General features: G+C 61.1%; 25 protein-coding genes. 9 read left to right on the top strand and 16 right to left on the bottom strand.

What is annotated here, in order from left to right; genetic code table 11:
• Window positions 1–41: 41 nt before the first annotated feature.
• From pbpG to CR152_RS14280, 3 genes are all read right to left on the bottom strand, one after another.
• Window positions 42–1,121: a D-alanyl-D-alanine endopeptidase gene (gene pbpG / locus CR152_RS14290; protein WP_099875504.1), complete on the bottom strand. Its 1,080-nt coding sequence runs from the start codon at window positions 1,119–1,121 to the stop codon at window positions 42–44.
• A gap of 153 nt (window positions 1,122–1,274) precedes the next feature.
• The gene (locus CR152_RS14285) at window positions 1,275–1,970 is read right to left on the bottom strand and encodes a nitroreductase (protein WP_099875503.1); all 696 of its coding nucleotides are present in this window, start codon (window positions 1,968–1,970) and stop codon (window positions 1,275–1,277) included.
• An 8-nt stretch (window positions 1,971–1,978) separates the two neighbouring features.
• Window positions 1,979–2,884, bottom strand: coding sequence for a DMT family transporter (locus tag CR152_RS14280; RefSeq protein WP_099875502.1), 906 nt, complete (start codon window positions 2,882–2,884; stop codon window positions 1,979–1,981).
• 366 nt (window positions 2,885–3,250) lie between these two features.
• Between CR152_RS14280 and phaP the strand changes: the two genes are divergently transcribed.
• The 3 genes from phaP to CR152_RS14265 all read left to right on the top strand — a co-directional run bounded on the left by phaP (window position 3,251) and on the right by CR152_RS14265 (window position 4,878).
• Window positions 3,251–3,817, top strand: coding sequence for a TIGR01841 family phasin (gene phaP, locus CR152_RS14275; protein WP_099875501.1), 567 nt, complete (start codon window positions 3,251–3,253; stop codon window positions 3,815–3,817).
• 155 nt (window positions 3,818–3,972) lie between these two features.
• Complete coding sequence (locus tag CR152_RS14270) at window positions 3,973–4,257, top strand: hypothetical protein (RefSeq protein WP_099875500.1); 285 nt, start codon at window positions 3,973–3,975, stop codon at window positions 4,255–4,257.
• A 6-nt stretch (window positions 4,258–4,263) separates the two neighbouring features.
• Window positions 4,264–4,878 (top strand): hypothetical protein, encoded by a 615-nt coding sequence (locus CR152_RS14265; protein ID WP_099875499.1) that lies wholly within the window; start codon window positions 4,264–4,266, stop codon window positions 4,876–4,878.
• A gap of 59 nt (window positions 4,879–4,937) precedes the next feature.
• Here CR152_RS14265 and CR152_RS14260 read toward each other — a convergent pair whose 3' ends face one another.
• The 7 genes from CR152_RS14260 to CR152_RS14230 form a co-directional block, all read right to left on the bottom strand.
• Window positions 4,938–5,663 (bottom strand): ABC transporter ATP-binding protein, encoded by a 726-nt coding sequence (locus CR152_RS14260; RefSeq protein WP_099875498.1) that lies wholly within the window; start codon window positions 5,661–5,663, stop codon window positions 4,938–4,940.
• Window positions 5,660–6,433 (bottom strand): ABC transporter ATP-binding protein, encoded by a 774-nt coding sequence (locus tag CR152_RS14255; RefSeq protein ID WP_099875497.1) that lies wholly within the window; start codon window positions 6,431–6,433, stop codon window positions 5,660–5,662. Before CR152_RS14255 ends, CR152_RS14260 begins: the two co-directional genes overlap by 4 nt.
• 21 nt (window positions 6,434–6,454) lie before the next feature.
• Window positions 6,455–7,663: an ABC transporter permease subunit gene (locus CR152_RS14250; protein WP_099875496.1), complete on the bottom strand. Its 1,209-nt coding sequence runs from the start codon at window positions 7,661–7,663 to the stop codon at window positions 6,455–6,457.
• A gap of 21 nt (window positions 7,664–7,684) precedes the next feature.
• Complete coding sequence (locus CR152_RS14245) at window positions 7,685–8,614, bottom strand: branched-chain amino acid ABC transporter permease (protein ID WP_099875495.1); 930 nt, start codon at window positions 8,612–8,614, stop codon at window positions 7,685–7,687.
• 280 nt (window positions 8,615–8,894) lie between these two features.
• Window positions 8,895–9,842 carry a 4-hydroxy-3-methylbut-2-enyl diphosphate reductase gene (ispH, locus tag CR152_RS14240; protein WP_208640122.1) on the bottom strand — a complete coding sequence of 316 codons (948 nt, stop codon included), beginning with the start codon at window positions 9,840–9,842 and terminating at the stop codon, window positions 8,895–8,897.
• Between the two features lie 47 nt (window positions 9,843–9,889).
• A complete protein-coding gene (locus tag CR152_RS14235; RefSeq protein ID WP_099882331.1) occupies window positions 9,890–10,345 on the bottom strand; it encodes an FKBP-type peptidyl-prolyl cis-trans isomerase in 456 nt (151 codons plus the stop codon).
• A 102-nt stretch (window positions 10,346–10,447) separates the two neighbouring features.
• Window positions 10,448–11,932 carry an SH3 domain-containing protein gene (locus CR152_RS14230; protein WP_157778483.1) on the bottom strand — a complete coding sequence of 495 codons (1,485 nt, stop codon included), beginning with the start codon at window positions 11,930–11,932 and terminating at the stop codon, window positions 10,448–10,450.
• 199 nt (window positions 11,933–12,131) lie between these two features.
• Between CR152_RS14230 and radC the strand changes: the two genes are divergently transcribed.
• The 3 genes from radC to rpmG all read left to right on the top strand — a co-directional run bounded on the left by radC (window position 12,132) and on the right by rpmG (window position 13,461).
• On the top strand, window positions 12,132–12,806 hold the full coding sequence (gene radC, locus CR152_RS14225; protein ID WP_099875492.1) for a RadC family protein: 675 nt from the start codon (window positions 12,132–12,134) through the stop codon (window positions 12,804–12,806).
• A 237-nt stretch (window positions 12,807–13,043) separates the two neighbouring features.
• Window positions 13,044–13,280 carry a 50S ribosomal protein L28 gene (gene rpmB, locus CR152_RS14220; protein WP_054264245.1) on the top strand — a complete coding sequence of 79 codons (237 nt, stop codon included), beginning with the start codon at window positions 13,044–13,046 and terminating at the stop codon, window positions 13,278–13,280.
• Window positions 13,281–13,290: 10 nt separating this feature from the next.
• A complete protein-coding gene (gene rpmG / locus CR152_RS14215; protein ID WP_197422130.1) occupies window positions 13,291–13,461 on the top strand; it encodes a 50S ribosomal protein L33 in 171 nt (56 codons plus the stop codon).
• A gap of 73 nt (window positions 13,462–13,534) precedes the next feature.
• On the opposite strand, the gene CR152_RS14210 is transcribed toward rpmG, so the two are convergent.
• The 6 genes from CR152_RS14210 to CR152_RS14185 all read right to left on the bottom strand — a co-directional run bounded on the left by CR152_RS14210 (window position 13,535) and on the right by CR152_RS14185 (window position 19,353).
• A complete protein-coding gene (locus CR152_RS14210) occupies window positions 13,535–14,023 on the bottom strand; it encodes a low molecular weight protein-tyrosine-phosphatase (protein ID WP_099875491.1) in 489 nt (162 codons plus the stop codon).
• A gap of 215 nt (window positions 14,024–14,238) precedes the next feature.
• The gene (locus CR152_RS14205) at window positions 14,239–15,450 is read right to left on the bottom strand and encodes a DesA family fatty acid desaturase (protein ID WP_099875490.1); all 1,212 of its coding nucleotides are present in this window, start codon (window positions 15,448–15,450) and stop codon (window positions 14,239–14,241) included.
• A 115-nt stretch (window positions 15,451–15,565) separates the two neighbouring features.
• Window positions 15,566–16,879 (bottom strand): mechanosensitive ion channel family protein, encoded by a 1,314-nt coding sequence (locus tag CR152_RS14200; protein ID WP_099875489.1) that lies wholly within the window; start codon window positions 16,877–16,879, stop codon window positions 15,566–15,568.
• 15 nt (window positions 16,880–16,894) lie between these two features.
• Window positions 16,895–18,211, bottom strand: coding sequence for an RsmB/NOP family class I SAM-dependent RNA methyltransferase (locus tag CR152_RS14195; protein WP_099875488.1), 1,317 nt, complete (start codon window positions 18,209–18,211; stop codon window positions 16,895–16,897).
• A gap of 12 nt (window positions 18,212–18,223) precedes the next feature.
• Window positions 18,224–18,841 carry a phosphoribosylglycinamide formyltransferase gene (gene purN / locus CR152_RS14190; RefSeq protein ID WP_099875487.1) on the bottom strand — a complete coding sequence of 206 codons (618 nt, stop codon included), beginning with the start codon at window positions 18,839–18,841 and terminating at the stop codon, window positions 18,224–18,226.
• 113 nt (window positions 18,842–18,954) lie between these two features.
• On the bottom strand, window positions 18,955–19,353 hold the full coding sequence (locus CR152_RS14185) for a barstar family protein (RefSeq protein WP_054264252.1): 399 nt from the start codon (window positions 19,351–19,353) through the stop codon (window positions 18,955–18,957).
• Between the two features lie 415 nt (window positions 19,354–19,768).
• Between CR152_RS14185 and CR152_RS14180 the strand changes: the two genes are divergently transcribed.
• The 3 genes from CR152_RS14180 (at window position 19,769) to tfpB (ending at window position 23,221) form a co-directional block, all read left to right on the top strand.
• A complete protein-coding gene (locus tag CR152_RS14180; protein ID WP_099875486.1) occupies window positions 19,769–20,311 on the top strand; it encodes a glycine zipper 2TM domain-containing protein in 543 nt (180 codons plus the stop codon).
• A gap of 289 nt (window positions 20,312–20,600) precedes the next feature.
• Window positions 20,601–21,383, top strand: a complete 783-nt coding sequence (locus tag CR152_RS14175; protein WP_099875485.1) for a spermine/spermidine synthase domain-containing protein — start codon at window positions 20,601–20,603, stop codon at window positions 21,381–21,383.
• A gap of 26 nt (window positions 21,384–21,409) precedes the next feature.
• Window positions 21,410–23,221, top strand: coding sequence for a type IV pilus assembly ATPase TfpB (tfpB, locus tag CR152_RS14170; protein WP_099875484.1), 1,812 nt, complete (start codon window positions 21,410–21,412; stop codon window positions 23,219–23,221).
• Window positions 23,222–23,255 lie beyond the last annotated feature (34 nt).

Raw genomic sequence — 23,255 nt, 5'->3', positions numbered from 1 at the left:
AGCGCAGCGAAACCAGTTCAGTCAGCGATCGCCCGTATTCATCAAGTCAAACCCGGCGGCCGTAAGGCTTCCAGCCAGCGCCGCATCCGCCCGGCATCGGCCGTCCGCGATTGCTTGCCCTTGGAATCCAAAAACACCATGATCACCGCGCGGCCCTGAATCACGGTCTGCATCACCAGGCAGCGCCCCGCTTCATTAATAAACCCGGTCTTTTGCAAACCAATATCCCAATCCGGCATCGCCACCAGATAGTTGGTATTGTTGTAATGCATCAGCCTGCCGCCCGCATCGACCGTCGATTTCGGATCGGTCGAATACTGGCGCAGCAGCGGTTCGTTATAAGCGGACATGGCCAGCTTGGCCAGATCGCGCGCGCTGGCAACATTGCGGCTGGACAGCCCGCTCGAATCGACATAGCGCGTATCGTTCATTCCCAGCTGGTAGGCCTTGGCATTCATCGCCGCGACGAACCCCGCCACCCCACCCGGATAATTGCGCGCCAGCGCGGCCGCGGCCCGGTTCTCCGAACTCATCAGCGAAATATGCAGCAGGTTGGCGCGCGTCATCTGCGACCCGACGCGCAGGCGCGAACTGGTGAATTTTTCGTGGTCGACATCGTCTTCAGTGATGGTCAGGACCTCGTCCAGGTCTTGCCTGGCCTCCACCACGATCAGACCTGTCATCAGCTTGGTGATCGAGGCGATCGGCAAGGCAATATTGGCATTCTTCTCGAACAATACCTCGGCATTGTTCTGGTCCAGCACGAAAGCGACGTTGGACTTGAGGTCGAGCGGGTCGCGTGTCTGGTTCAGGCCGGCCAGATCGCCCGCGCTCTGGCGCACCCGTTCGGGCAGCGAGGCGGCAACGATCACGCGCTGGTACACCACCTTGCGTTTGCCACGGACCATGACCGTACGGCGCACCATCGTGTTGCGGCTTTCGGCCATCGGACGCAATGCGATCTCGCGGCGCTGCACGCGCGACTTGACCACGACGTGCTTCTTGGCCTTGCCCGCGCTGGTGGTGCGCTCGGCCCTGGCCTTGGCCTTGACCTTGGCTTCCACCGGCGGCGTGAAAACTAACAGCAGGGAAGCGATGGCGCTCAACACTAACTTATACATCTGGAAATCCTTTGAAGCGAGCTGACCTAATATCGCTGAAGTCTAGCAAAGTGCTCAGCAATCGCAAGCGAATTTAACATTCGGGGGAAGTCTTGTGCTGAGCTACAACATTGCGTAGCCAGGCCGCTTCTTGCATGGATACAGTGTACGCGTTTATTCCATAAAGCGAACAAAGCTTGCCACCGGTTCGCGCGCCGTCACCAGGGTGTTCTCGATCTTGTCCGGATCGGCGTAGCCCAGTGCCATGCCACATACCAGCATCTCAGTGGGGGGCAGCTGAAGATGTTCGGCAATGACCCGGTGATACGGGGTGAACGCCGCCTGCGGACAGGTGTCGAGGCCGCGGCCGCGCGCGGCGACCATGATGTTTTCCAGGAACATGCCGTAATCGAGCCACGAGCCCTGCTCCAGCACCCGGTCGATGGTGAAAATCAGCCCCACCGGCGCATCGAAGAAGCGGTAATTGCGGCCGAACTGCGCGTGCATGCCGGCCTTGTTGTCGCGCTCCAGGCCAAGCAGCGAATACAGGTCCAGGCCCACCTTGCGGCGCCGCTCGATGTAGGGCGAGGTCCATTCGCGCGGATAGTAGGGATATTCTTCCACATGCTGTTTGGCCAGCGCGGGATCGTTATGCACGGCCAGGACCGCTTCGGCCAGCTTGTCCTTGGCCTGCCCGGTCAGCACGGTGACCTTCCATGGCTGGATATTGGTGCCGGACGGTGCGCGAGCGCTCACTTCCAGGATCCGCTCGATATCTTTGCGCGCGACCGGGGTCGGCAGGAAGGCACGGATCGAACGGCGCGAGGCGATGGCGGCGTCCACGATTTCTTGTTCTTTACTTACCAACATTGCTTCTCCTATTTTTTAACGACACACACCACACCGATGACTGCCACCACCATGCCGGCCACGCCCAGCCAGCTGAAGGCTTCGCCGAACATCAGCCAGGCCATGATGGCCGTGGTCGGCGGCGTCAGGTACAGCAGGCTGGTCACCTGGGTCGCATCGCTGCGGCGGATTAATTGAAACAGCAGGAAGATGGCGCCGATCGACAGCGCAAACACCGACCACATCCACGCGCCCACGAAACGCGGCGTCCATTCGATGCTGCTCAGGCCCGGATCGAGCCCCTCGAACAGAATGGCGACCGGCAGCAGCACCGCCACCGTGGACGCGAACTGGATCACGGTGCCGGTGCGCAAATCGAAACGCGGGCAGAAATGCTTCTGGTACATCGTTCCCGCCGTGATCGACAGCAGCGCCATGACGCTGAAACCGATCGCCAGCCCCGACAGGCCGACCAGGGTGATCTTGGCATACACCACCAGGGCCACGCCAGTCAGGCCGAACAGCAGGCCCAGCCACTGGCGCGGACGCACCGTTTCGCCGATCAGGGGGGCGCAAGCGGCGGTGAGGATCGGTTGCATGCCGACGATCAGGGCGGTGACCCCGGCCGGCATGCCGAGCTTGATCGCGCACCAGACGCCGCCGAGATAGCCGGCCTGCAGCAGCAGACCGGCCACGGCGATATGGCCGATGCTGCCCTTGGGCCACGGCGCTTTCCAGATCAGGACGATGGGCAGCAAGACCACCAGCACGGCAACACAGCGCAGCAGCAGGAAGGTCAGCGGCGGCGCATAGGGCAAGCCGAACTTCGCGACAATGAAGCCTGTACTCCACAATAGGACGAAAAACACCGGCATTGGCGACAGCCAGGGCGCACTGTGGCGCGGCGCAGCATTTTTTAAAGCTTCGTTTGACATATATCAATAGCCGCCATCGACGTCAAAACGTCAAGGCGCCGCATCAAGAGGTTGAACTGCGCGAGCAGCGAGTCTAGCATGGGCGCCATTGCCATGTTATCAAGGCCCATTTTGTCTATGACACGAGGCCGCTTGAGGGCATGCGCGGCGGCGCATTTTCAGCCTCCGGGCAAGCCATTTCTTCCCGCGGCCGGAGATTTGTGCACTGCACAAGATTCGCTTGACACTGCTCAGAAAATCATTAAAATGGCCTTTGTTGCGCTGCACAATCCTATTGTTCAGCCTTGGCTTGACAGATTTTTCTGCCTCACCGGTTCAACGCAGCATTTATCAACAATACTATTAATCAATATTTGGAGAATATATATGTTTGCAATCCCTGAGCAGTTTTCGAACGCCACCAAAGCTAACTTTGAATCGCAGTTCGCGCTGTATTCGTCGCTGACGTCGAAAGCGTTTGAAAGCATTGAAAAGCTGGTCGAGCTGAACATCACCGCTGCCAAGGCAACGCTGGAAGAGTCGTCGATCGCTACCAAGCAGCTGCTGTCGGCCAAGGATCCACAAGAATTTTTCTCGCTGACCGCCGCCCAGGCGCAGCCAACGGCTGAAAAAGCCATGTCGTACAGCCGCCAGCTGGCCGCTATCGCCACCGGCACCCAGGCTGAATTCAGCAAGGCTGCTGAATTCCAGATCGCCGAAACCAACCGCAAGGTGATTTCGCTGGTTGACGAAGTGAGCAAGAATGCACCGGCCGGTTCGGAGAACGTCGTCGCCGCCATCAAGGCATCGATCGGCAATGCCAACGCTGGCTACGAGCAGCTGACCAAGACCGCCAAGCAAGCCAAAGAAGCCATGGAAACCAATGTGAACGCAGCCGTATCGCAGTTCACCCAGGCTGCACAGAACGCTGCCGCACGCACCACCAAGAGGTAAGTCGGTAGTGTAGTACTCACGGGTGTCACCACGCATCCGCCCCAAACCCGCAGAATCGCGATTCTGCGGGTTTTTTGCTTTTACACTGAACAGAGGGCAAGCATGTTCGCAAAATCTTGCGAACGTACGAAGATCGTCGTATAGTGGAGGCGTGGATGGGATTCAAAGATGCAAAGAAGAAAGTTCTAGACGCACTTGAAACGCGCGCCTTTTCTCACGAAGCCCGTGAGGCTATCGAAGTCAAGAACCTGTTGCATATGGGTACCATCACGCCGGAGGAAGTGATCAAACTGATTAAATCCAGCTCGGGAACTGATCATTCGAGCAGCGCGCATCATGCCATCAAAGGCGTTGAGGTACACGTAATCAAATGCAAGAAATGGTATATCAAGTTCTACTTTGTTGATCCGGACACCGTCTTCATCAGCGTACATCAGTGAGAAATCATGAAACTGTTAAACGTGGGCGACAAAAGCAAAGCGATTTGCTACGACTGCAACGAGTTGGTGCATACCACCTATAAACGAAGAGACGTTCCCTTCAGCGATGGCGTTGGCGTCGCAAAAGATATCTTGGCGGGTGTGTGCGACATCTGCGATCGCGTTGTATCAACTCCTGCGCAGTCAACTCCGGCAATCAAGGCCAGTCGCGACAAAGCGATGGTGCCCATCGAGGCACAGCTGCCGGCGATTTATATCGATGCCCTGGATCTGGCATGCTATCGCATCGATTCGTCCGTGAACTCCGATTTCAGAAAACGGCTGTTGATGTACTACGTCAGGAAGTCGGCCAACAGCGCAGGCGGGTCAGAACGGCTGGTTGGCGCATTGAAAAAAAAGACCGAATTTGAAGTGGTAGCGGAACCGTCGAGAAAAAGATTGTCAATCAAGGTTTCGCAACCGATGGCGGATGAAATTGCAGCTGTGATGAAAAGCACCAACCTCAACAAAACCGACTTGATGAAATCGATCGTATTGCAAATCAATGAGGAGATCATCAAGCCCAGGGTGCCGAAACATATCGATGAGCTCCAGACATTGGCAATGGTCACCAACTGTTAAGTGGATGTCCGGTCCGGCCGGTTGCGGGGCGAGAACCTGCTGCGCAGGGTCCGGCGCCCTTACTCCTCGCCCAAATATGCCGCCTTCACGCGCGGATCGTGCAGCATGTCCTGCGCATTGCCGCTCATGGTGATCGCGCCCGAATCCATCACATAGCCGCGGTTGGCCGCTTCCAGCGCCAGCTTCGCATTCTGCTCCACCAGCAGCACCGTGATGCCCTGCTTGTGCACGTCGCGGATCACCTCGAAAATCTTTTCCACCATGATCGGCGCCAGGCCCATCGACGGCTCGTCGAGCAGCAACAGGTTCGGGTGGCTCATCAAGGCGCGCGCCATCGCCAGCATCTGCTGCTCGCCGCCCGACAGGGTGCCCGCCATCTGCGCCGCACGCTCTTTGAGGCGCGGAAACACCGAGAACCACTTCTCCACATCGGCCTCGATGCCCGCCTTGTCGTCGCGCGTGTAGGCGCCCATCAGCAGGTTTTCATGGATCGACATGCGCGTGAACACGCCGCGCCCTTCCGGCACCATGGCCAGTTTTTTCTGCACCAGCTCGAACGACTTGCTGCCCTTGAGCGACTGGCCCATATAGCTGATCACGCCTTCGACCTTGCAGTCCGGCAAGGTGCCGGTGATGGCTTTCAAGGTGGTGGTCTTGCCGGCGCCATTGGCGCCGATCAGGGTCACCAGCTCCCCCTTGTTTACTTCCAGGTCGATGCCCTTGACGGCCTTGATGCCGCCGTATGCCACCTTCAAGCCCTGGATTCTCAGAATATTGTCGCTCATGCGTGAGCACCTCCCAGGTAGGCTTCAATCACTGCCGGATTTTTCTGTATGTCGGCCGGTAAGCCTTCCGCGATCGGTTTGCCGTATTCGAGCACGGTGATGCGGTCGCACAAGCCCATCATCAGCTTGACGTCGTGCTCGATGAGCAGCACGGTCTTGCCTTCCTGCTTGATCTTGATGAGCAGCTCGCGCAGCGCCAGTTTTTCGGTTGCGTTCATGCCGGCGGCCGGTTCGTCCAGCGCCAGCAGTTGCGGCTCGGTCGCCAGCGCGCGCGCGATTTCGAGGCGGCGCTGGTCGCCGTAGGACAGGAATTTCGAGGTGCGCTTGGCGTACGCGCCGATCCCCACGAAATCGAGCAGTTCCTGCGCCCGGGCGCGGATCGCCGCCTCTTCCAGGCGCGCCGCCTTGTGCCGGAACACGGCGCCGAACACGCCTTGATGGGTGCGCACGTGGCAGCCGACCATCACGTTTTCCAGCGCCGTCATCTCGCCGAACAGGCGGATGTTCTGGAAGGTACGGGCAATCCCGGCCTTGGCCACCGCATGCGGGGCCGACGGCGAATAAGGCTTGCCGGCCAGCTCGAAGGTGCCGGTGTCGGGCTGGTACAGCCCGGTAATGACATTGAAAAAGGTCGTCTTGCCGGCGCCGTTCGGCCCGATCAGGCCATAAATCTGGCCGCGCATGATCTTGATGCCGACGTTGGTCAGCGCTTGCAAACCGCCAAAGCGCTTGTTGACGCCGGAAATATTGAGAATGACTTGTTCGCTCATCTGGATATCCTTACGCTGCCATCAGGCCGGCAACTCGCCGGTTTTGTTGGTGTCGGCGGCCTCGGGCCGGTCTTCGTGCTTGGGAGCGGGCCACAGGCCGGCCGGACGGTTGAGCATGATCAGCACCATCGCCAGGCCGTACAGCAGCTGGCGCAGCACTTCCGCTTCGATCAGCACCTTGCCGAACAGGGTCATCTGCAGCGGTTCGACCACGTGGCGCAGCACTTCCGGCAAGGCCGCAAGCAGCACGCCGCCCATGATCACGCCGGGAATGTGGCCGATACCGCCCAGCACCACCATCGCCAGCACGGCGATCGATTCGGTCAGCGAGAACGATTCCGGCGACACGAAGCCCTGGAACGAGGCAAACATGGCGCCGGCCACGCCGCCGAACGAGGCGCCCATGGTGAACGCGAGCAGCTTGACGTTGCGGGTGTTGATGCCCATGGCCTTGGCGGCGATTTCATCTTCGCGGATCGCCACCCAGGCGCGGCCCAGGCGCGAGTGCTGCAGGCGCGTGGTGACGAACACGATGGCGATGCACAGAAACAGGAACAGGAAGTAGTAAGCGTTCACTGACGGCATGCCGTAGCTGCCGATGAAGACGGTCGCTTTCGAGCCCGGTTCGCCAGCGAGCGAGACGCCGAAAATGCGGATCGGATCGATCAGGTTGATGCCCTGCGGACCGTTGGTGAAGTTGATCGGGTCGTTCAGGTTGTTCATGAAAATGCGGATGATCTCGCCGAAACCCAGGGTCACGATGGCCAGGTAGTCGCCGCGCAGCTTGAGCGTCGGGGCGCCGAGCAGGGCGCCGAAGAAACCGGCCGTGGCCGCCGCCAGCGGCACGATCAGCCAGACCGACAGGTGAATCCCGGTTTCCCGGATTTCCGGCCCCATGATCGCGACCAGCCATTCCCCGAACACCGGATACTGGTTGACCACCGATTCGAGCAGCGCGGCAAATTGCGGCGAGGCCAACAGGCCCGTCATGTAGGCGCCGACCGCAAAGAACGCGATGTAGCCGAGGTCGAGCAGGCCGGCGAAGCCGACCACGATGTTCAATCCCAGCGCTAGCATGATGTACAGCAGGGCCATGTCGATGATGCGCACCCACGAGTTGCCGAATTGCTGGGCAACGAAGGGGAAGATCAGCAAGGTCAGCAGCAGCGCGACCATGCTGATGCGGGCCTGGCGCGGGTGGTTTTCAAGGTCGAATGAGAGCAGAGCCATGATGTTCCTTTTCTGTTCCGGTCAGGCGCGGTCGGCCACGCGTTCGCCCATGATGCCGGAGGGCCGGATCGTGAGTACGATAATCAGGACGACGAAGGCGAAGATATCCTGGTAATGGCTGCCCAGGAAGCCGCCGGTCAGGTCGCCGATGTAGCCGGCGCCGAGCGCTTCGATCAGGCCGAGCAGGATGCCGCCGATCATGGCGCCGTAAATATTGCCGATGCCGCCCAGCACCGCGGCCGAGAAGGCTTTCAGGCCGGGCAGGAAGCCCATCGCGAACTGGATCGAGGAATAGTTGGCGCCCCACATCACGCCAGCCACGGCGGCCAGCGCCGCGCCGATGGCGAAGGTGGCCACGATGACCTTGTTCGAATCGACGCCCATCAGACCGGCCACGCGAGGATTTTCGGCGGTGGCGCGCATGGCGCGTCCCAGCCTGGTTTTTTCGACCAGCAGCACCAGCGCGCCCATCGACATGGCCGCCAGCGCCAGCAACAGCACCTGGGTCTGGGAAATCACGGCGCCGCCGATATGCAGCGGTTCGCTCGAGAGCAGTTGCGGGAACGATAGCGGGCTGCGGCCCCAGATCATCATCGAGAACGTGGTGAGCAGGGTGGAAATGCCGATGGCGGTAATCAGGGGGGCGAGGCGGGGGGCGTTGCGCAGGCGCCGGTAAGCGACCCGTTCGATGAGGACATTGACGATCATGCACACCGGAATGGCGCCGGCGATGGCAATGGCCAGGTTCACATAGCCGGGCAAGCCGGGCGCCACGATTTCCAGTCCCTTGAGGATGGACAAGCCGACCATGGCCCCGATCATCAGCACGTCGCCGTGGGCAAAGTTAATGAGGTTGAGCACCCCGTACACCATGGTGTAGCCCAGCGCGACCAGAGCGTACATGCTGCCGAGCACAAGGCCGTTGATAATTTGTTGGATAAAGGTATCCATGATGACCTCATTTTATTTCGTTCTAACAAAAACGGCACCCGGGGAAACCCCCGTAGTGCCGCTCCTGGCCTCACGCCGCCAATTCACAAACTCCGCCTCCCCTGGCCACGGGAATGGCGGTTTTTCATGTCTTTGCTGCAACCGTGCGTCATCAGAACGAACATGACGTCCTGATGACAAAAAATCCGAGCGTCGTCATCATAACGAGGTTTAGAAAAAACTAATATCGGAAAATCACACGTGTTCCGAATTTAATTTTGACAAAGCACCATGTCCTGGGTTATGCGAGCCCGGCCTTGACGCCATCGAGTCCCTTGGGCAGGGGGAAGGTAACGTTCTCTTCCACGCCATCGAGTGCGCGCACGCTGCGCGCGCCCAGTTCCTTAAGGCGGTCGATGACGGCCTGGACCAGCACTTCCGGGGCCGAGGCGCCGGCCGTGACGCCGATCCGCAGCTTTCCGACCAGCCATTGCGGATCGATCTGGGAAGCGTTGTCGACCATGTAGGCCGGCGTGCCCTTCTTTTCCGCCACTTCGCGCAGGCGGTTCGAGTTCGAGCTGTTCGGACTGCCGACCACGATCACTACATCCACCTGGGGCGCCATGAACTTGACCGCTTCCTGGCGGTTGGTGGTGGCGTAGCAGATATCGCCCTTCTTCGGCTCAATGATGTTCGGGAACTTTTGCTTGAGCGCGGCGATGATGTCCGCCGTATCGTCCACCGACAAGGTGGTCTGCGACACGTAGGCGAGGTGGTCCGGGGTTTTGACTTGCAGATTGGCCACGTCGGCCACCGTTTCGACCAGGTGCATGCCCTCTTCCGTCTGGCCCATGGTGCCTTCGACTTCCGGGTGGCCGTCGTGGCCGATCATGACGATTTCACAGCCCTGGCGCCGCATCTTGGCGACCTCGACGTGCACCTTGGTGACCAGCGGACAGGTCGCATCGAAAATGGTCAGGCCGCGCGCTTCGGCTTCGGCCCGCACCGCCTTCGACACGCCATGGGCGGAAAACACCAGCGTATTGCCCGGCGGGACATCATCGAGTTCCTCGATGAAAATCGCGCCCTTGCTGCGCAAGTCCTCGACCACGTAGGCGTTATGCACGATTTCGTGGCGCACATAGATCGGCGCACCGAATTGTTGCAGGGCGCGCTCGACGATTTCGATTGCGCGGTCGACGCCGGCGCAAAAACCGCGCGGCTGGGCCAGGAGAATTTCGCTGTCCATGATGAGCCTCTGTATTATTTATACAACAGTTATATATACAACATTGATTAAAGAACGGAAATCAACCGAACTTCGAATTGCAGCGACTGGCCAGCCAGCGGGTGGTTGAAGTCGAATGTCACCACACCGTCGCCGAACTGGCGCAGCACGCCGGCAAAACGGCCGCCGCCCGGCGCGGCGAAGTCGACCAGGTCGCCGACCTTGTAGTCGGCGCCGGGGGCTGAGTTCTCGTCCAGGGTGGCGCGCGAGACGTCGCGCACCAGTTCCGGGTTGCGCTCGCCGAAAGCTTGCGCCGGGGCCAGCTGGAAAGTCTGGTGCGTGCCTTCCGGCATGCCCATCAGGCAGGTTTCGAGGAAGGGCGCGAGCTGGCCGCTGCCCATCATCAGGGTGGCCGGGTTGCCGGCAAAGGTGGTGATGAGATCGGTGCCGTCGAGCGTGGCCAGGCGGTAATGCAGGGTCAGGTAGGCCGATTCGGTGACGACGGCGGGGGAAGTAGTGGACATGGTCTTGATCGAAGCGTGCAAAGCGCCATTGTAAGCCACGGGGGTCGAAACGGCCTCGCCTGCCCGCATTTGATTGCAGGCGGGCGAGAAAGCGCGCGCGCTTCAGCAGCCGCAGCCGTACTCGAAGTTGTCGCTGCCCAGCAACTTCCAGGTGCCGTTGATGTTGACCAGCACCAGGCGGTACCAGCGGTCGTCGGTGCTCGTGGGGCCGTCCAGATGGCCCGGGCCGATGCCCTCCCCCTCCCACACGGTCAGGTCGGCAATGCCGTCGGCATCGATGTCGTAGTACAAATGCGTGCCGCGGACGAAGCCCGTTTTGGCACGGTCGAGCGTCATGGCCGCTTCCCTGCGGGCGGCCGGGCCGGGCGGCAGGTCGACGGTGGTGTAGAAGGCGAACAGGCTGCCGGGCGGATTGCGGCTGCTTTTTCTGTTGGCGGCGGCGGCATTGCCGAAGAAGCGCCAGGGACCGGCGTCGGCGTCGCCGAACGCGAAGCCGGGCGTCCAGCCCTCGCACTCGGGTCCATCGGCATAGCGCCACAAGGTCTCGGTCTTGCGCAGCACGCTCGGCAAGGCGCGCAGTTGGCCGTCACGGTTCAGCTGGACGCGCTGCACCGACCGCACCAGGGCATCGGTGCGGCTGAGCATGTCGTACAGGCCGGGCGCATTGTCGTCGCCGGCCAGCGGCGCCGGCTTGGGGCGCGGGTTGACCAGTTGCCGGAACACGATGCCGAAACGGCCGCTGGCTTGCTCGGCAGTTGCGTTGGGCGGTGCGATTTGCTCGTCGGTACGGAACAGCGAAGGCTGCACCTCGGCAAACGCCAGCGCCCCGATCAGGGCGACAAGGCGGCGCGCGCCGTCGCTCTCCTCGGCATAGTGCAGCTCGCCCAAAATCCCGAGCGAATGGCGGAGGTTGACGGCAATCTCCTGGGCTTGTTGCTCGCGCGTTTTCAGCGCCGGCGCATCGATCTTGCCTTGCGCCTGCAAGCGGCTGGTTTCCTTGCTCATGGCGGCGTGTTGCAGGGCAATGCGCTGCAGGGACGACCAGCTTGCATAGGGGGCGCTCTTGCGGCCATGCATGCCCAAAGCGAGGTGCGCCTTCATCCGCTCCAGCGCCTCGTTGCGCGGGAAAGGTCCCTGCTGGGGAAGCTTCGGATGCTGTTTCTTGAGGTAATCCGCGTACTGCTCCAGGGCGCTCCAGCTCGGTTGCAGCCAGAACGCGCGTTCAGGGTTGTAATCGGCTGGCAATGGGTCGGTCGCGGCAATCCGGTGGCCCTGCACATTGGCCAGGATCACCGGCGTGCGCGCGCCGGCCTGCGAACGCGCCACCGGCTTGGCGCTGAGGAACTCGCACGCGACATAGCCCGCTGTGCCCGCGCCCGATGCCGCGCAAAAACCATCGGTCTGGGCGCTGCCGTCCAGACGCATCTCGGTGCCACGCGGAAGGATTGCCCGAACCTTGCCATCCGGACCGGGATGGGCGCGCAGACGCACGTCATCGGCGCTTACCCAGCGTTTGGACGGCGCGTCGGGGGCCGCTTGCACAGTGCCTGTCAGCAGGACGATTCCCCAGATTGCCAATCTTCGCATCACGCTTCCCTGTTTGTTCAATGATTTTTCCGGCCACGCACGCGCCATATGGTTCCCGCCGCTTCTCACGCCGGGATCAGTACCGTCCGCAATAGCACGCCGATAATGGCGTGTCATGCACCGGCAAGGTATTGACAGCATCGATTGTAATTCCTGCCACGTTTCTCATGTTGCTCATTTACATTAAACCGGAGGCGCGATGGGGATCAAGGACTGGCCCGAACAGCAGCGTCCGCGCGAGCGGCTCATCAGCGAGGGGGCGTCGGCGCTGTCCGATCCGGAATTGCTGGCCGTGTTCCTGCGCGTCGGCGTGCGCGGCAAGAGTGCGGTTGAACTGGGACGCGAGCTGCTGCTGCGCTTCGGCTCGATCAACGGCTTGTTCGGGGCCAGCCTGGTGCAGTTGTCGACGGTGCACGGGCTGGGCCCGGCTAAGTTCGCGCAATTGCAGGCGGTAATGGAGCTGGCCCAGCGCGCCATCGGCGAGCGCCTGGAGAGCGGCGAGGTGCTGAATTCCCCGGAAGCGGTGCGGCAATACCTGCGCATCCAGCTCGGACGCCAGCCGCACGAATCCTTCCTTGTGTTGTTTCTGGACGTCAAAAATCGCCTGATTGCCTGCGACGAAATGTTCCGCGGCACCCTGACTCATACCAGCGTGCACCCGCGCGAGGTGGTGAAGGCGGCGCTGGCGCGTAACGCGGCCAGCATTTTGCTTGCGCACAACCACCCATCGGGCACGCCCGATCCGAGCGAAGCCGACCTGCTGCTCACCCGCGCGCTGGTGCAGGCGCTGGCACTGATCGATGTGCGCGTGCTCGATCATTTTGTGGTCGCCGGTCCTCATGTCCATTCATTTGCGGAGCATGGGCAACTATGAGCTTGCCCGGCAGCCCTCTGCCGCATCATCACCGTAAGCCTCCCCCATGCCGTCACACCCGCCTGCGCGGAGGCGGCGGTTTCAAGGTAATGCAGTCTCCCACACGCGGACCATGCGCCAAATGTTAAATATAACCCATCAAAAGACACAATTGTTTTTCACAAGTCATTGATTTAGCTTCGCTTTTCACGCTATACTCTTGTTTTTCCAATTTTGGATATATTCAAGGAGTGCGCTATGGCACGTGTTTGCCAAGTAACTGGCAAGGGCCCGATGGTTGGTAACAACGTCTCCCACGCTAACAACAAAACGAAGCGTCGTTTTTTGCCTAACCTGCAAAACCGTCGTATTTTTGTGGAATCGGAAAACCGCTGGGTCTCCCTGCGCCTGTCCAACGCCGGTCTGCGCGTAATCGACAAAGTCGGCATCGATGCCGTGCTGGTCGACATGCGTGCCCGTGGCGAAAAAGTTTAATTAGGGAGCTATCATGGCAAAAACTGGCCGCGACAAAATCAAGCTGGAATCGACCGCAGGTACGGGTCACTTCTACACCACCGATAAAAACAAGCGCACGATGCCTGCTAAAATGGAGATCATGAAGTTCGATCCTAAAGCACGCAAGCACGTGATGTACAAAGAAACCAAGATCAAGTAATCCGCGATCCCGATTTCAGTACCGAAAGAGCCGCCCACGCAAGTGCGCGGCTCTTTTGTATTGCGGGTCCCGGTCAGCCCCTGCCGATGCGCTCGCGCAGGCTGGCAACCAGGCCGTCCGACGCGTCTTCAATATAGTCGAGGACCAGTTCGAAACCATCGACGTCGCCGCCGTACGGATCGGGCACCACGTCCGAGTCGGAACGGGTGGCAAATTCCATCAGCAGGCCGAGTTTGTGGTGGAAGCGCGGCGGGCAGGCGGTTTTGAGCATGGCCAGATTCTGGCGGTCCATGGCGTAGATATGATCGAAGTTCTCGAAATCGGCCTGCGTCACCTGGCGCGCACGCTGGCCGGTCAGGTCGATGCCGCGGCGGGCGGCGTGATCGCTCGAACGCGGGTCGGGCGCGTGGCCGATGCGGTAATTGGAGGTGGCGGCCGAATCGATCAGCAGGAAGGGATCGAGGCCGGCAGCGGCGGCGCGGCTGCGGAATACCCCTTCGGCGGTCGGGGAACGGCAGTAGTTGGCCATGCAAATGAACAGGATGGCGATTTTTTTTGTCATGGAGTTTTCCGGCGATGAATGATTGCAAACAGGCCGGCATGCCGGGCATGCCGGCGACAACCGTAAACCTCAAAACCGTCATTCCCGCGGAGGCGGGAATCCAATTTCCTCCGCGTATCTGAGAGGCCTTGGATTCCCGCCTGCGCGGGAATGACGGTTCTAAGGCAGACGGCTAAATGAGACGCCGGATGCCAAGCGGACTGTACGTCGCCCGCTTATGCGTAGCTGCGCAGACGCATCGAAAATTCCTGCAGCGATTTAATGCCCGACGCTTCGGCGCGGTTGCACCAGTCCTGCAACTGCTGCAGCAACTGGTCGCGCGTGAAGTGCGAACGTTCCCAGATCGCGCCCAGCTCCACACGCATCTGGTGCATCGTTTCCAGCGCCTTGCTGTGCTGGAACAACTCCACCAGCTGCTGTTTCTGCGGATCTTCCAGCTTGCCCGGCTCGCGCTGCAACAGCTTGCGCGACGACTTCAGGAAGCGCGCTTCCAGCTCGGCCTTGTGCTTGAGATGCTCGAACTCGTCGCGCCACGCCTGCTTGACCGACGCGGCGTATTTCGCCATCACGTCATAGCGGTTGGCGATCACCGATTGCAGGGTATCGAGGTCGGCGACCATCTTGCCATGTTCAAACGCCGGCTTCGGCGCTACTTTCTTCACCTTGGCCAGGCCCAGGGTTTCCAGCACGCGGATATAGAACCAGCCAATATCGAATTCATACCATTTCGACGACAGCTTGGCCGAGGTCGCAAACGTGTGGTGATTGTTATGCAACTCTTCGCCGCCGATCAGGATGCCGAACGGGATGATGTTGGTGGCTGCATCGGAGCAATCGTAATTGCGATAGCCCCAGTAGTGGCCAATGCCGTTGATGATGCCGGCCGCGGTAATGGGAATCCACGCCATCTGGATCGCCCAGATCGTCACGCCGATCACGCCGAACAGCGCGAAGTTAATCACCAGCAGGGAAGCGACGCCCTGCCAGCTGAAACGGGTGTACAGATTGCGCTCGATCCAGTCGGTCGGCGTACCGTGGCCGTACTTTTCCAGCGTTTCCAGGTTTTTCGATTCGGCGCGATACAGCTCGGCACCTTCAAACAAGACCTTGCGGATGCCGCGCGTGACAGGGCTGTGCGGGTCTTCGACGGTATCGCATTTGGCGTGATGCTTGCGGTGGATCGCGGCCCATTCCTTGGTCACCTGGCCGGTGGTCAGCCACAGCCAGAAACGGAAAAAATGGCTTGGAATCGGATGCAGGTCCAGCGCGCGGTGCGCCTGGTGGCGGTGTAGATAGATGGTGACGCTGGCAATCGTGATATGTGTCACGATCAGCGTGTAAATCACGACTTCCCAGCCGGACAGGCCAACCAGGCCAGTCGTCATAAATTCGAGCACAGCGTTCAAGGTGGTGCTTAACAAGGTCATTACCGCTCCAAAATGGTGTTCGTTGCCTTCTCGACCATGCCACATGGAAATGATCGAGTGCCCCATTTTACGACGATACCGTACCGCACGGTACGATTGTCACCAATCATTTCAATTACGGACGAGAAATTCCAGCCAGAACCGACACCATCTGGGCATCGAGCAGACGAGTGTCGCGCGAAGGATACGCCAGCTTGATCTGGCCCGACTGAATCAGCGCGTAGATCTTCTTGTTTACTTCAGAAAGAACCCCGCCGCGGCCGTTTTCCGGGTCGCTGATCCAGAAGCCCACTTCCAGGTCGTAGCCATCGGCGCCGAACTTGGTCAGCGACACACCCGGCGCCGGGTCGTCGAGCACGCGCTCGACCCCGTGCGGCTGCTGTTCGAGCAGCGGCATCACGACGTTCAGATCGCTGTCGTAGGCCACGCTGAGCGTGGTCGCCACCCGGATCGAGCGATGCGAGAGCGACTGGTTCTGCACCGGACCGGAAATGAGCATTTCATTCGGCAACACGGTTTCCACCCCATCGAGCCCCTGCAGGATGGTGTAGCGGGTATTGATATGGGTAACCTTGCCGGTGAACTTATCGACCGAAATCATGTCGCCGATGGCAAGACTGCGTTCGAGCAAGATGACGAAGCCCGACACATAGTTACTGGCAATCTTCTGCATACCAAGGCCGAGGCCGACGCCGAGCGCGCCGCCGAACACGGACAGCACGGTCAGGTCGATGCCGACCAGGGTCAGGCTGCCGAGCACGGCAATAATGATCAGCACGGCGCGGCTCATGCGGCCGATCACGGCGCGCGACGAGGTGTGGATGCCCTGCACGCCCATCAGGCGCTCTTCCAGGGAAGCCCCGGCCCACAGCGCCAGCATCAGCAGGATCACCACCGACACGATGGCTTGCAGGATCGCGGCCATCGATACCTTGTTTTTACCGAGCGGCAGCTTGGTATCGTCGAGGAACTCGAACACATCCGGCCAGAGCCCGGCGATGTACAGGGCCACCGCCAGCCAGACCAGCATGGCGAAGATTTTTTCGAAGGTGAGAATGGCGGCGCCGACCGGTCCGTGGCGCGCGAACACGCGCCGCATCAGGTAGAACGCCAGGCGGATCACCGCCAGCGAGGCAAACAGCGGCAGCGCCAGGCGCAGCAGGTGCACATTGTAGCGTTCCGCCACGAACAGCAGTTTGGCCAGCGCCAGGAAGCCCACCACCGCCAGCGGGCTTAGCACATAGGAGAAACTTTCCACTCCTATCTGCACCACCCCGTTTCCGGAGCCGCCGCGCAGCCAGGCACGCCGGATCGCGTAACCCAGGCTCCATCCCAATACAATACAAACAACGATTGCGCCAGCCTGGTACAGGAAGCTGGGTTTGTCGAAATCCTCAATCAGGTCGGACAGCACGTTCGATAAGGGCATGGGCTGGGTAGGGCTTTATTCGTCGGCGTCGGCGTCGATCTCGTCGGCCGGCTTGTCTTTCGGTGGCTTCGGCGCCATCGGCTTGCGTTCCATCACGGCGGCGAAGAAGCCGTCGGTCTGGTGCTTGTGCGGCAGCAGCTTGAGGTAGTCGCCCATCTCCAGGTCGATCTTTTGCTCAGCCAGCACTTTGCTCATCGGCACCAGATCGAATTCCGGATGCGCGGCCAGGAATTGCTCGACGATAAAGTCGTTCTCTTCGTCCAGCAGGCTGCAGGTGGCGTACACCAGGCGCCCGCCACCCTTGAGCAGGCGCGCCGCGCCGTCCAGGATCGAGGCTTGCTTTTCCTGCATTTCAGCGACGGCTTCCACTTTCTGGCGCCATTTCACGTCCGGATTGCGGCGCAGGGTACCCAGGCCCGAGCACGGGGCGTCGACCAGCACGCGGTCGATCTTGCCGGCCAGGCGCTTGATCTTGGCATCGCGTTCGTGCGCGATCTGCACCGGATGCACGTTCGACAGGCCGCTGCGCGCCAGGCGCGGCTTGAGCTTGGCGAGGCGCTTTTCGGAAATATCGAAGGCGTACAAACGGCCGGTGTTGCGCATCAGCGCACCCAGTGCCAGGGTCTTGCCGCCGGCACCGGCGCAGAAATCGACCACCATTTCGCCGCGCTTGGCGCCGACGATCTGGCTCAGTACCTGGCTGCCCTCGTCCTGCACCTCGATCGCGCCGCTCTTAAACAGCGGCAGGTTTTGCAGGGTCGGCTTTTTCAGCACGCGCAGGCCGAGCGGCGCGTACGGCATCGGCATCGCTTCGATCGGCGCTTCGGCCAGGCCGGCGACGACTTCATCGCGCGTGGCCTTGATCGAATTGACGCGCAGGTCGAGCGGCGCCGGCTGGTTCAGCGCGTGCGACAGGGCCAGCGTTTCGGCTTCGCCGTACTGGGCCACGAACTTGTCGAACAGCCACTTCGGCAGATTCGAGCGCATTTGCGGCGGCATCAGGTTACGGTCGATTTCCTGGATGCGGTTCAGGAATTCGGTTTCTTCTTCGGTCAGGCCGCCCAGCGAATCGACACCCACCGCTTCGGCCAGGCCGAGGATGGTCAGGCGGCGCATGGTCGGGCTGGCGCCCGCTTCGGCGAAGTCGGTAAAGAAGGATTTATTGCGCAGGATGGCGTAAATGCCTTCCGCCACGGCGCCGCGCTCGCGCGAGCCCAGGCGTGGGTGGTCTTTGAAGTAGCGCGACAAAGTGGAGTCGGCGGGCGCCGAAAAACGCAAGATCTCGCGCAATACTTCTTCCGTATTGGCGAGAATCGCTGGTGGCAATCTCATGGTATTCCTTGGTTAAATATTTGTTTTATCGGCGATGCGAACGTCGCCGTTGGCGATGCTGAGCCGGTCCTCGACGAACAGGCGGATCGCGCGCGGGTACAGCGTGTGTTCCTGCACCAGCACGCGCGCGGCCAGTGTGTCCGGGGTGTCGCCCGGCAGCACGTCGACTTCCGCCTTGAGCACGGCCGGGCCGTGATCGAGTTCGGCGGTGACGAAATGCACCGTGGCGCCGTGCCTGGCCACGCCGGCATCGAGCGCCTGCTGGTGGGTATGCAGGCCGGGAAACAGCGGCAGCAGCGACGGATGAATATTGAGCATGCGCCCGTCGTAATGGGCGACAAAGCCTGGCGTGAGGATGCGCATGAAGCCGGCCAGCACCACCAGGTCCGGCGCAAAGCGGTCGATGGTTTCCTGCAGGGCAGCATCGAACGCTTCGCGCGTGGCGAATTCCTTGTTGGCGACCACGGCGGTCGGGATGCCGTGCGACTGGGCGAATTCGAGGCCTTTGGCGTCAGCCTTGTTGCTGATGACGGCCGCGATGCGCGCCGGCCACTGCTCTTCCCGAGCAGCATGGACGACGGCTTCCATGTTGCTGCCGCGCCCGGAAATGAGGATCACAATGTTTTTCATAGCGCGCATTGTACCCTGAGCGGCTGGCCGGACCAATAAACCGGGGTACAATTGTTGCAGCGCAGCACGAACACGGCAAGAAACGCCAGGTGCCGGCGCATGCCGGCGCCGGCTTACTCGAAGGAGTAAAACACGCGGAACGGGACTTTTTTCTCGGCCCAGAAGTCGGCCGCGTCGCGGAACACGTCGAGCAGGGTTTCGCGCGCTTCCTTGTCGAATTTTTGCGTATTGGGCAATTGTTCGAGCACGACGATAAAGCCCGGCTGCGGGCCGGCCTTGCCGATGGTATCGGTCAGGCACTCGCGCAGGGCGTCGAAATTCTTGCCGCAAGGCTTGGGAAAGTAAAAATTCTCGGCGATGCGGCCGCACACCTGCTGCTTGGTGAGCGTATCGGCGCAATGCGCGTACAGGAAATGCTGTCCCAGTCGGACTGCTTCTTCTTGCAGTTCCACTACACGGAAGGCACGGATGGACTGCACAAGATTGGGCGGCACTGTAATCAACAAACTCATTTTTCCCTCAAGTCGTCCTGGTGTGGTCGGGTGCATTTCAGTTTCTATTGTTGCCGATGCGTTGCGTTTACCGGGGAAAACGCCGATCTCCTGCTACCGTTGCCACCCGCCAATATACCCCCTAATCGTATAAGGGTAACGTTTTGTGGTTACTGAATCAACCCGAATGTGATTTGAACCACAATATTTGTAATAAATCAGATCGAATTCTGTAGAAAGACTCTAATTTATAAGACCCGCGGGAAGAATGCCTGGTCATTCTGCGACCTGGGGCGGCCGGGGTTCTCCGCTGTTACAAATTGTTGCCATGCGGATTCCAACTTCCGGTCGGACAGGAATACCATGTCATGGTGGTTTTCAGTCTTTGGAACTCAGAGCCCGTCCAAGTGTCTTATCCTACATACGAGGTATTCCCATGAACATGCACACCAGACTGATCGTGACGGCACTGGGCATCTGCGCCCTGCCGTTCGCCCAGGCAAGCGAATTCGCCGATTACGGCCGCGTCATCCGTGTCCAGCCGCGGGTCGAGCAGATTCGCCAGCCGCGCGAAGAATGCCGCACCGAGTACGTGCAGGTGCCGGTGCAACAGCAGTACCAGCAGCAGGACCGCAGCGCCGGCGGCGCCATCATCGGCGGCATTGCCGGCGCGCTGCTGGGCAACCAGGTCGGCGGCGGCAGCGGTCGCGCGGTAGCCACGGCGGCCGGCGCGATCGCCGGTGCGGTCGTTGGCGACCGGGTCGACAACAATGGCCGCGTGGTGCAGAACCAGCAGCCGCAGCACGTGCAGGAACAGGCGGTGCGCCAGTGCCGCATGGTCGACGGGTACGAATCGCGCACCACCGGCTACGATGTCACGTACGACTACCGCGGACAAACCTACACCAGCCTGATGGATCGGGATCCGGGCCAGCGCATCCGTCTGCGGGTGTCGGTGGAGCCGGAACGCGGGCAGTAATCCGCAACAGCTGTCTGCGACGCGTCCCGCGCCAGGCGCCGGCGGGTCCGACTGACCGCCCCCTCCGCGCAGGGGGTAGCCTGAGTCACCGTCGCCCCCGCGCCAAGGCGGCACTCGGCGGGGGTCCAGGTGACAGCCCGCCTGACCCGCTCCGGAACCTTTCCCCGCCCAGGTCCGCCTTGGCGCGGGGGCAACGCCTCTCGCGGCAGCGCCATTCCATCCATCCCCGCATTTCGCTTGCACTCCGGTAAGCCCTCCATCGATAATGGGCGATCGAATCAGGCGTCCTATGCTCATCAAAAGAAAATCCATCGAACAGGCCGAGTCATCGCGCCGTCCAGCCCGTAAGCCCAAATTTGCGCCCGTGACCTTATCCGAGCAGGATGGCGTGCGTTACCTGCACTTCGGCACCGAATGGGTCCAGGGCGCCATGCGCATCCGCAAGCCCGACTGGCCCGAGCTCGAATATGCGCAGCAGATGATGGCCTGGATGCTGTTCATCGACGCCCCGCGCGCCATCGCCCAGCTCGGCCTGGGCACCGCCACCTTGACCAAATACTGCTACCGCACCTTCCCCGAGGCAGTGGTGACGGCGGTCGAACTCAATCCCTCCGTCATCGCGATCTGCGCCTCGATGTTCAAGATGCCGCCCGAGGACGAGCGCCTGCGCGTGCTGGAAATGGATGCGCTCGACTTCGTCAACGATCCCGCCAACGAAGGCGCCTTCGACGTGCTGCAATGCGACCTGTACGACGCCACCGCGCGCGGCCCGGTGCTCGACACGCCCGAGTTCTACCAGGCCTGCAACGCTTGCCTGCGCGACGGCGGCATGATGACGGTCAACCTGTTCGGCGACCATCCCAGCTTTGCGCGCAATATCAAGGCGATGAAATTCGCCTTTGGGCACGTGATCTGCCTGCCTGAAGTCCACGACGGCAATGTCGTCGCCTTGTGCTTCAAACAACGCCCCGTCATCGATCCGGAAGCGCTCGCCGCGCGTGCCGTGCAGATCGTGGCGGCGACCAAATTGCCGGCCAAATCCTGGGTCAAGGGCATGCTGTCGGCCAAGTAAATGCAGTGCCCAAGGGAGAAAACGGATTGAACGCAGAACATACGGAAACCAGCGCGGCGCCCAAACGCAGCACCCCCAAGTCGCTCGACCTGCAAGCCATCTTTTCGTGGCTGCTGTCCGATGGCATCGTGGAAAAGCCCAACGTCAAGGCCAATTATGCCCAGGCCCAGGGCATCCTGAAAACGGCGGTCGGCTCCATGCATCCGCTGTCGGCCGTGGCCCAGTGCAAGCTGGTCTCCGCCCTGCCCCCGCACAACCTGCTCACGCTCGACGTGCTGACCGAATGGGCGGCAGGCAAGGTGCGGCTGCCCTTCATCCGCATCGACCCGCTGAAAATCGACTTCACCAAGGTGGCCGACGTGATGACGGCGAGCTACGCGGCGCGCTTTAACATCCTGCCGGTCGAACTGAGCGGCACCAAGCTGGTGGTGGCCACCGCCGAACCATTCTCGGTCGAGTGGGAAGCCGAGATCATGAAAGTCTCGCGCCGCAAGATCGAGCTGGTGATGGCCAACCCCCTCGAAATCTCGCAGTACATTTCGCAGTTCTTCAGCCTGGCCAAATCGATCAAGGACGCCAACAAGTCCAAGGGCCAGGATCTGGCGCTGCGCAACAACTTCGAGCAACTGGTTGAACTGGGCAAGTCGAACAAGCTCGACGCCAACGACCAGCACGTGGTCAACATCGTCGACTGGCTGTGGCAGTACGCCTTCGAGCAGCGCGCCTCCGACATCCACCTGGAACCCAAGCGCGAGATTGCCTCGGTGCGTTTCCGGATCGATGGCGTGCTGCACCAGGTGTACCAGGTGCCGGCGGTGGTGATGATCGCCATGACGGCGCGCATCAAGCTGCTCGGGCGCATGGACGTGATCGAAAAGCGCCGCCCGCAGGACGGACGCATCAAGACCCGCACCAGCGGCGGCCAGGAAGTCGAGCTGCGCCTGTCGACCATGCCGACCGCCTTCGGCGAAAAGCTGGTGATGCGGATTTTCGATCCGGAAGTGGTGGTCAAGACCCTGCCCGAACTGGGCTTTCCGGCGGACGACGCGGCGCGCTGGGATGGACTGACCACGCGGCCGCACGGCATCATCCTCGTGACCGGGCCGACCGGCTCGGGCAAGACCACGACCCTGTACACCACGCTCAAGGCGCTTGCCACCACCGAAGTGAATGTGTGCACGGTGGAAGACCCGATCGAGATGGTCGAACCCTCGTTCAACCAGATGCAGGTGCAGTCCGGCATCGAGCTCGGCTTTTCCGATGGCGTGCGGGCGCTGATGCGGCAAGATCCCGACATCATCATGGTGGGCGAGATCCGCGACCTGGCCACGGCCGAAATGGCGATCCAGGCGGCCCTGACCGGCCACCTGGTGCTGTCGACCCTGCACACCAACGACGCGCCCTCGGCCGTGATGCGGCTGCTGGAACTGGGCGTGCCGCATTACCTGCTGGAAGCGACGCTGATCGGCATCATGGCGCAGCGCCTGGTGCGTACTCTGTGCGTGCTGTGCAAGGCGCCGGGCGGGGAACTCAACGACGACGTGTGGGACAGCATCGGCGGCTCCTGGAACATTCCCAAGCCGGCGGTCGTGTACCGCCCGATCGGTTGCCCGGAATGCCGCCAGACGGGTTTCCGCGGCCGGACCGGCCTGTACGAACTGCTGACGGTCACCGAAGGCTTTACCAACATGATCGGGAAGCAGACCGACCTGGCCGCCCTGCGCCAGCAGAGTGTGAACGACGGCATGAAGCCGCTGCGCATCGCGGGCGCGTACAAGATTATCGAGGGCACGACCACGGCCGACGAAGTGCTCAAAGTGACGGCCAAGCTGACCTGAACAACGGGGTCCGCAACAGCTGTTGCAAAACTTC

It is taken from the genome of Massilia violaceinigra (assembly GCF_002752675.1).
Classification (GTDB): Bacteria; Pseudomonadota; Gammaproteobacteria; order Burkholderiales; family Burkholderiaceae_D; genus Telluria_A; species Telluria_A violaceinigra.
This window is presented reverse-complemented; position numbering and strand designations above follow the sequence as displayed.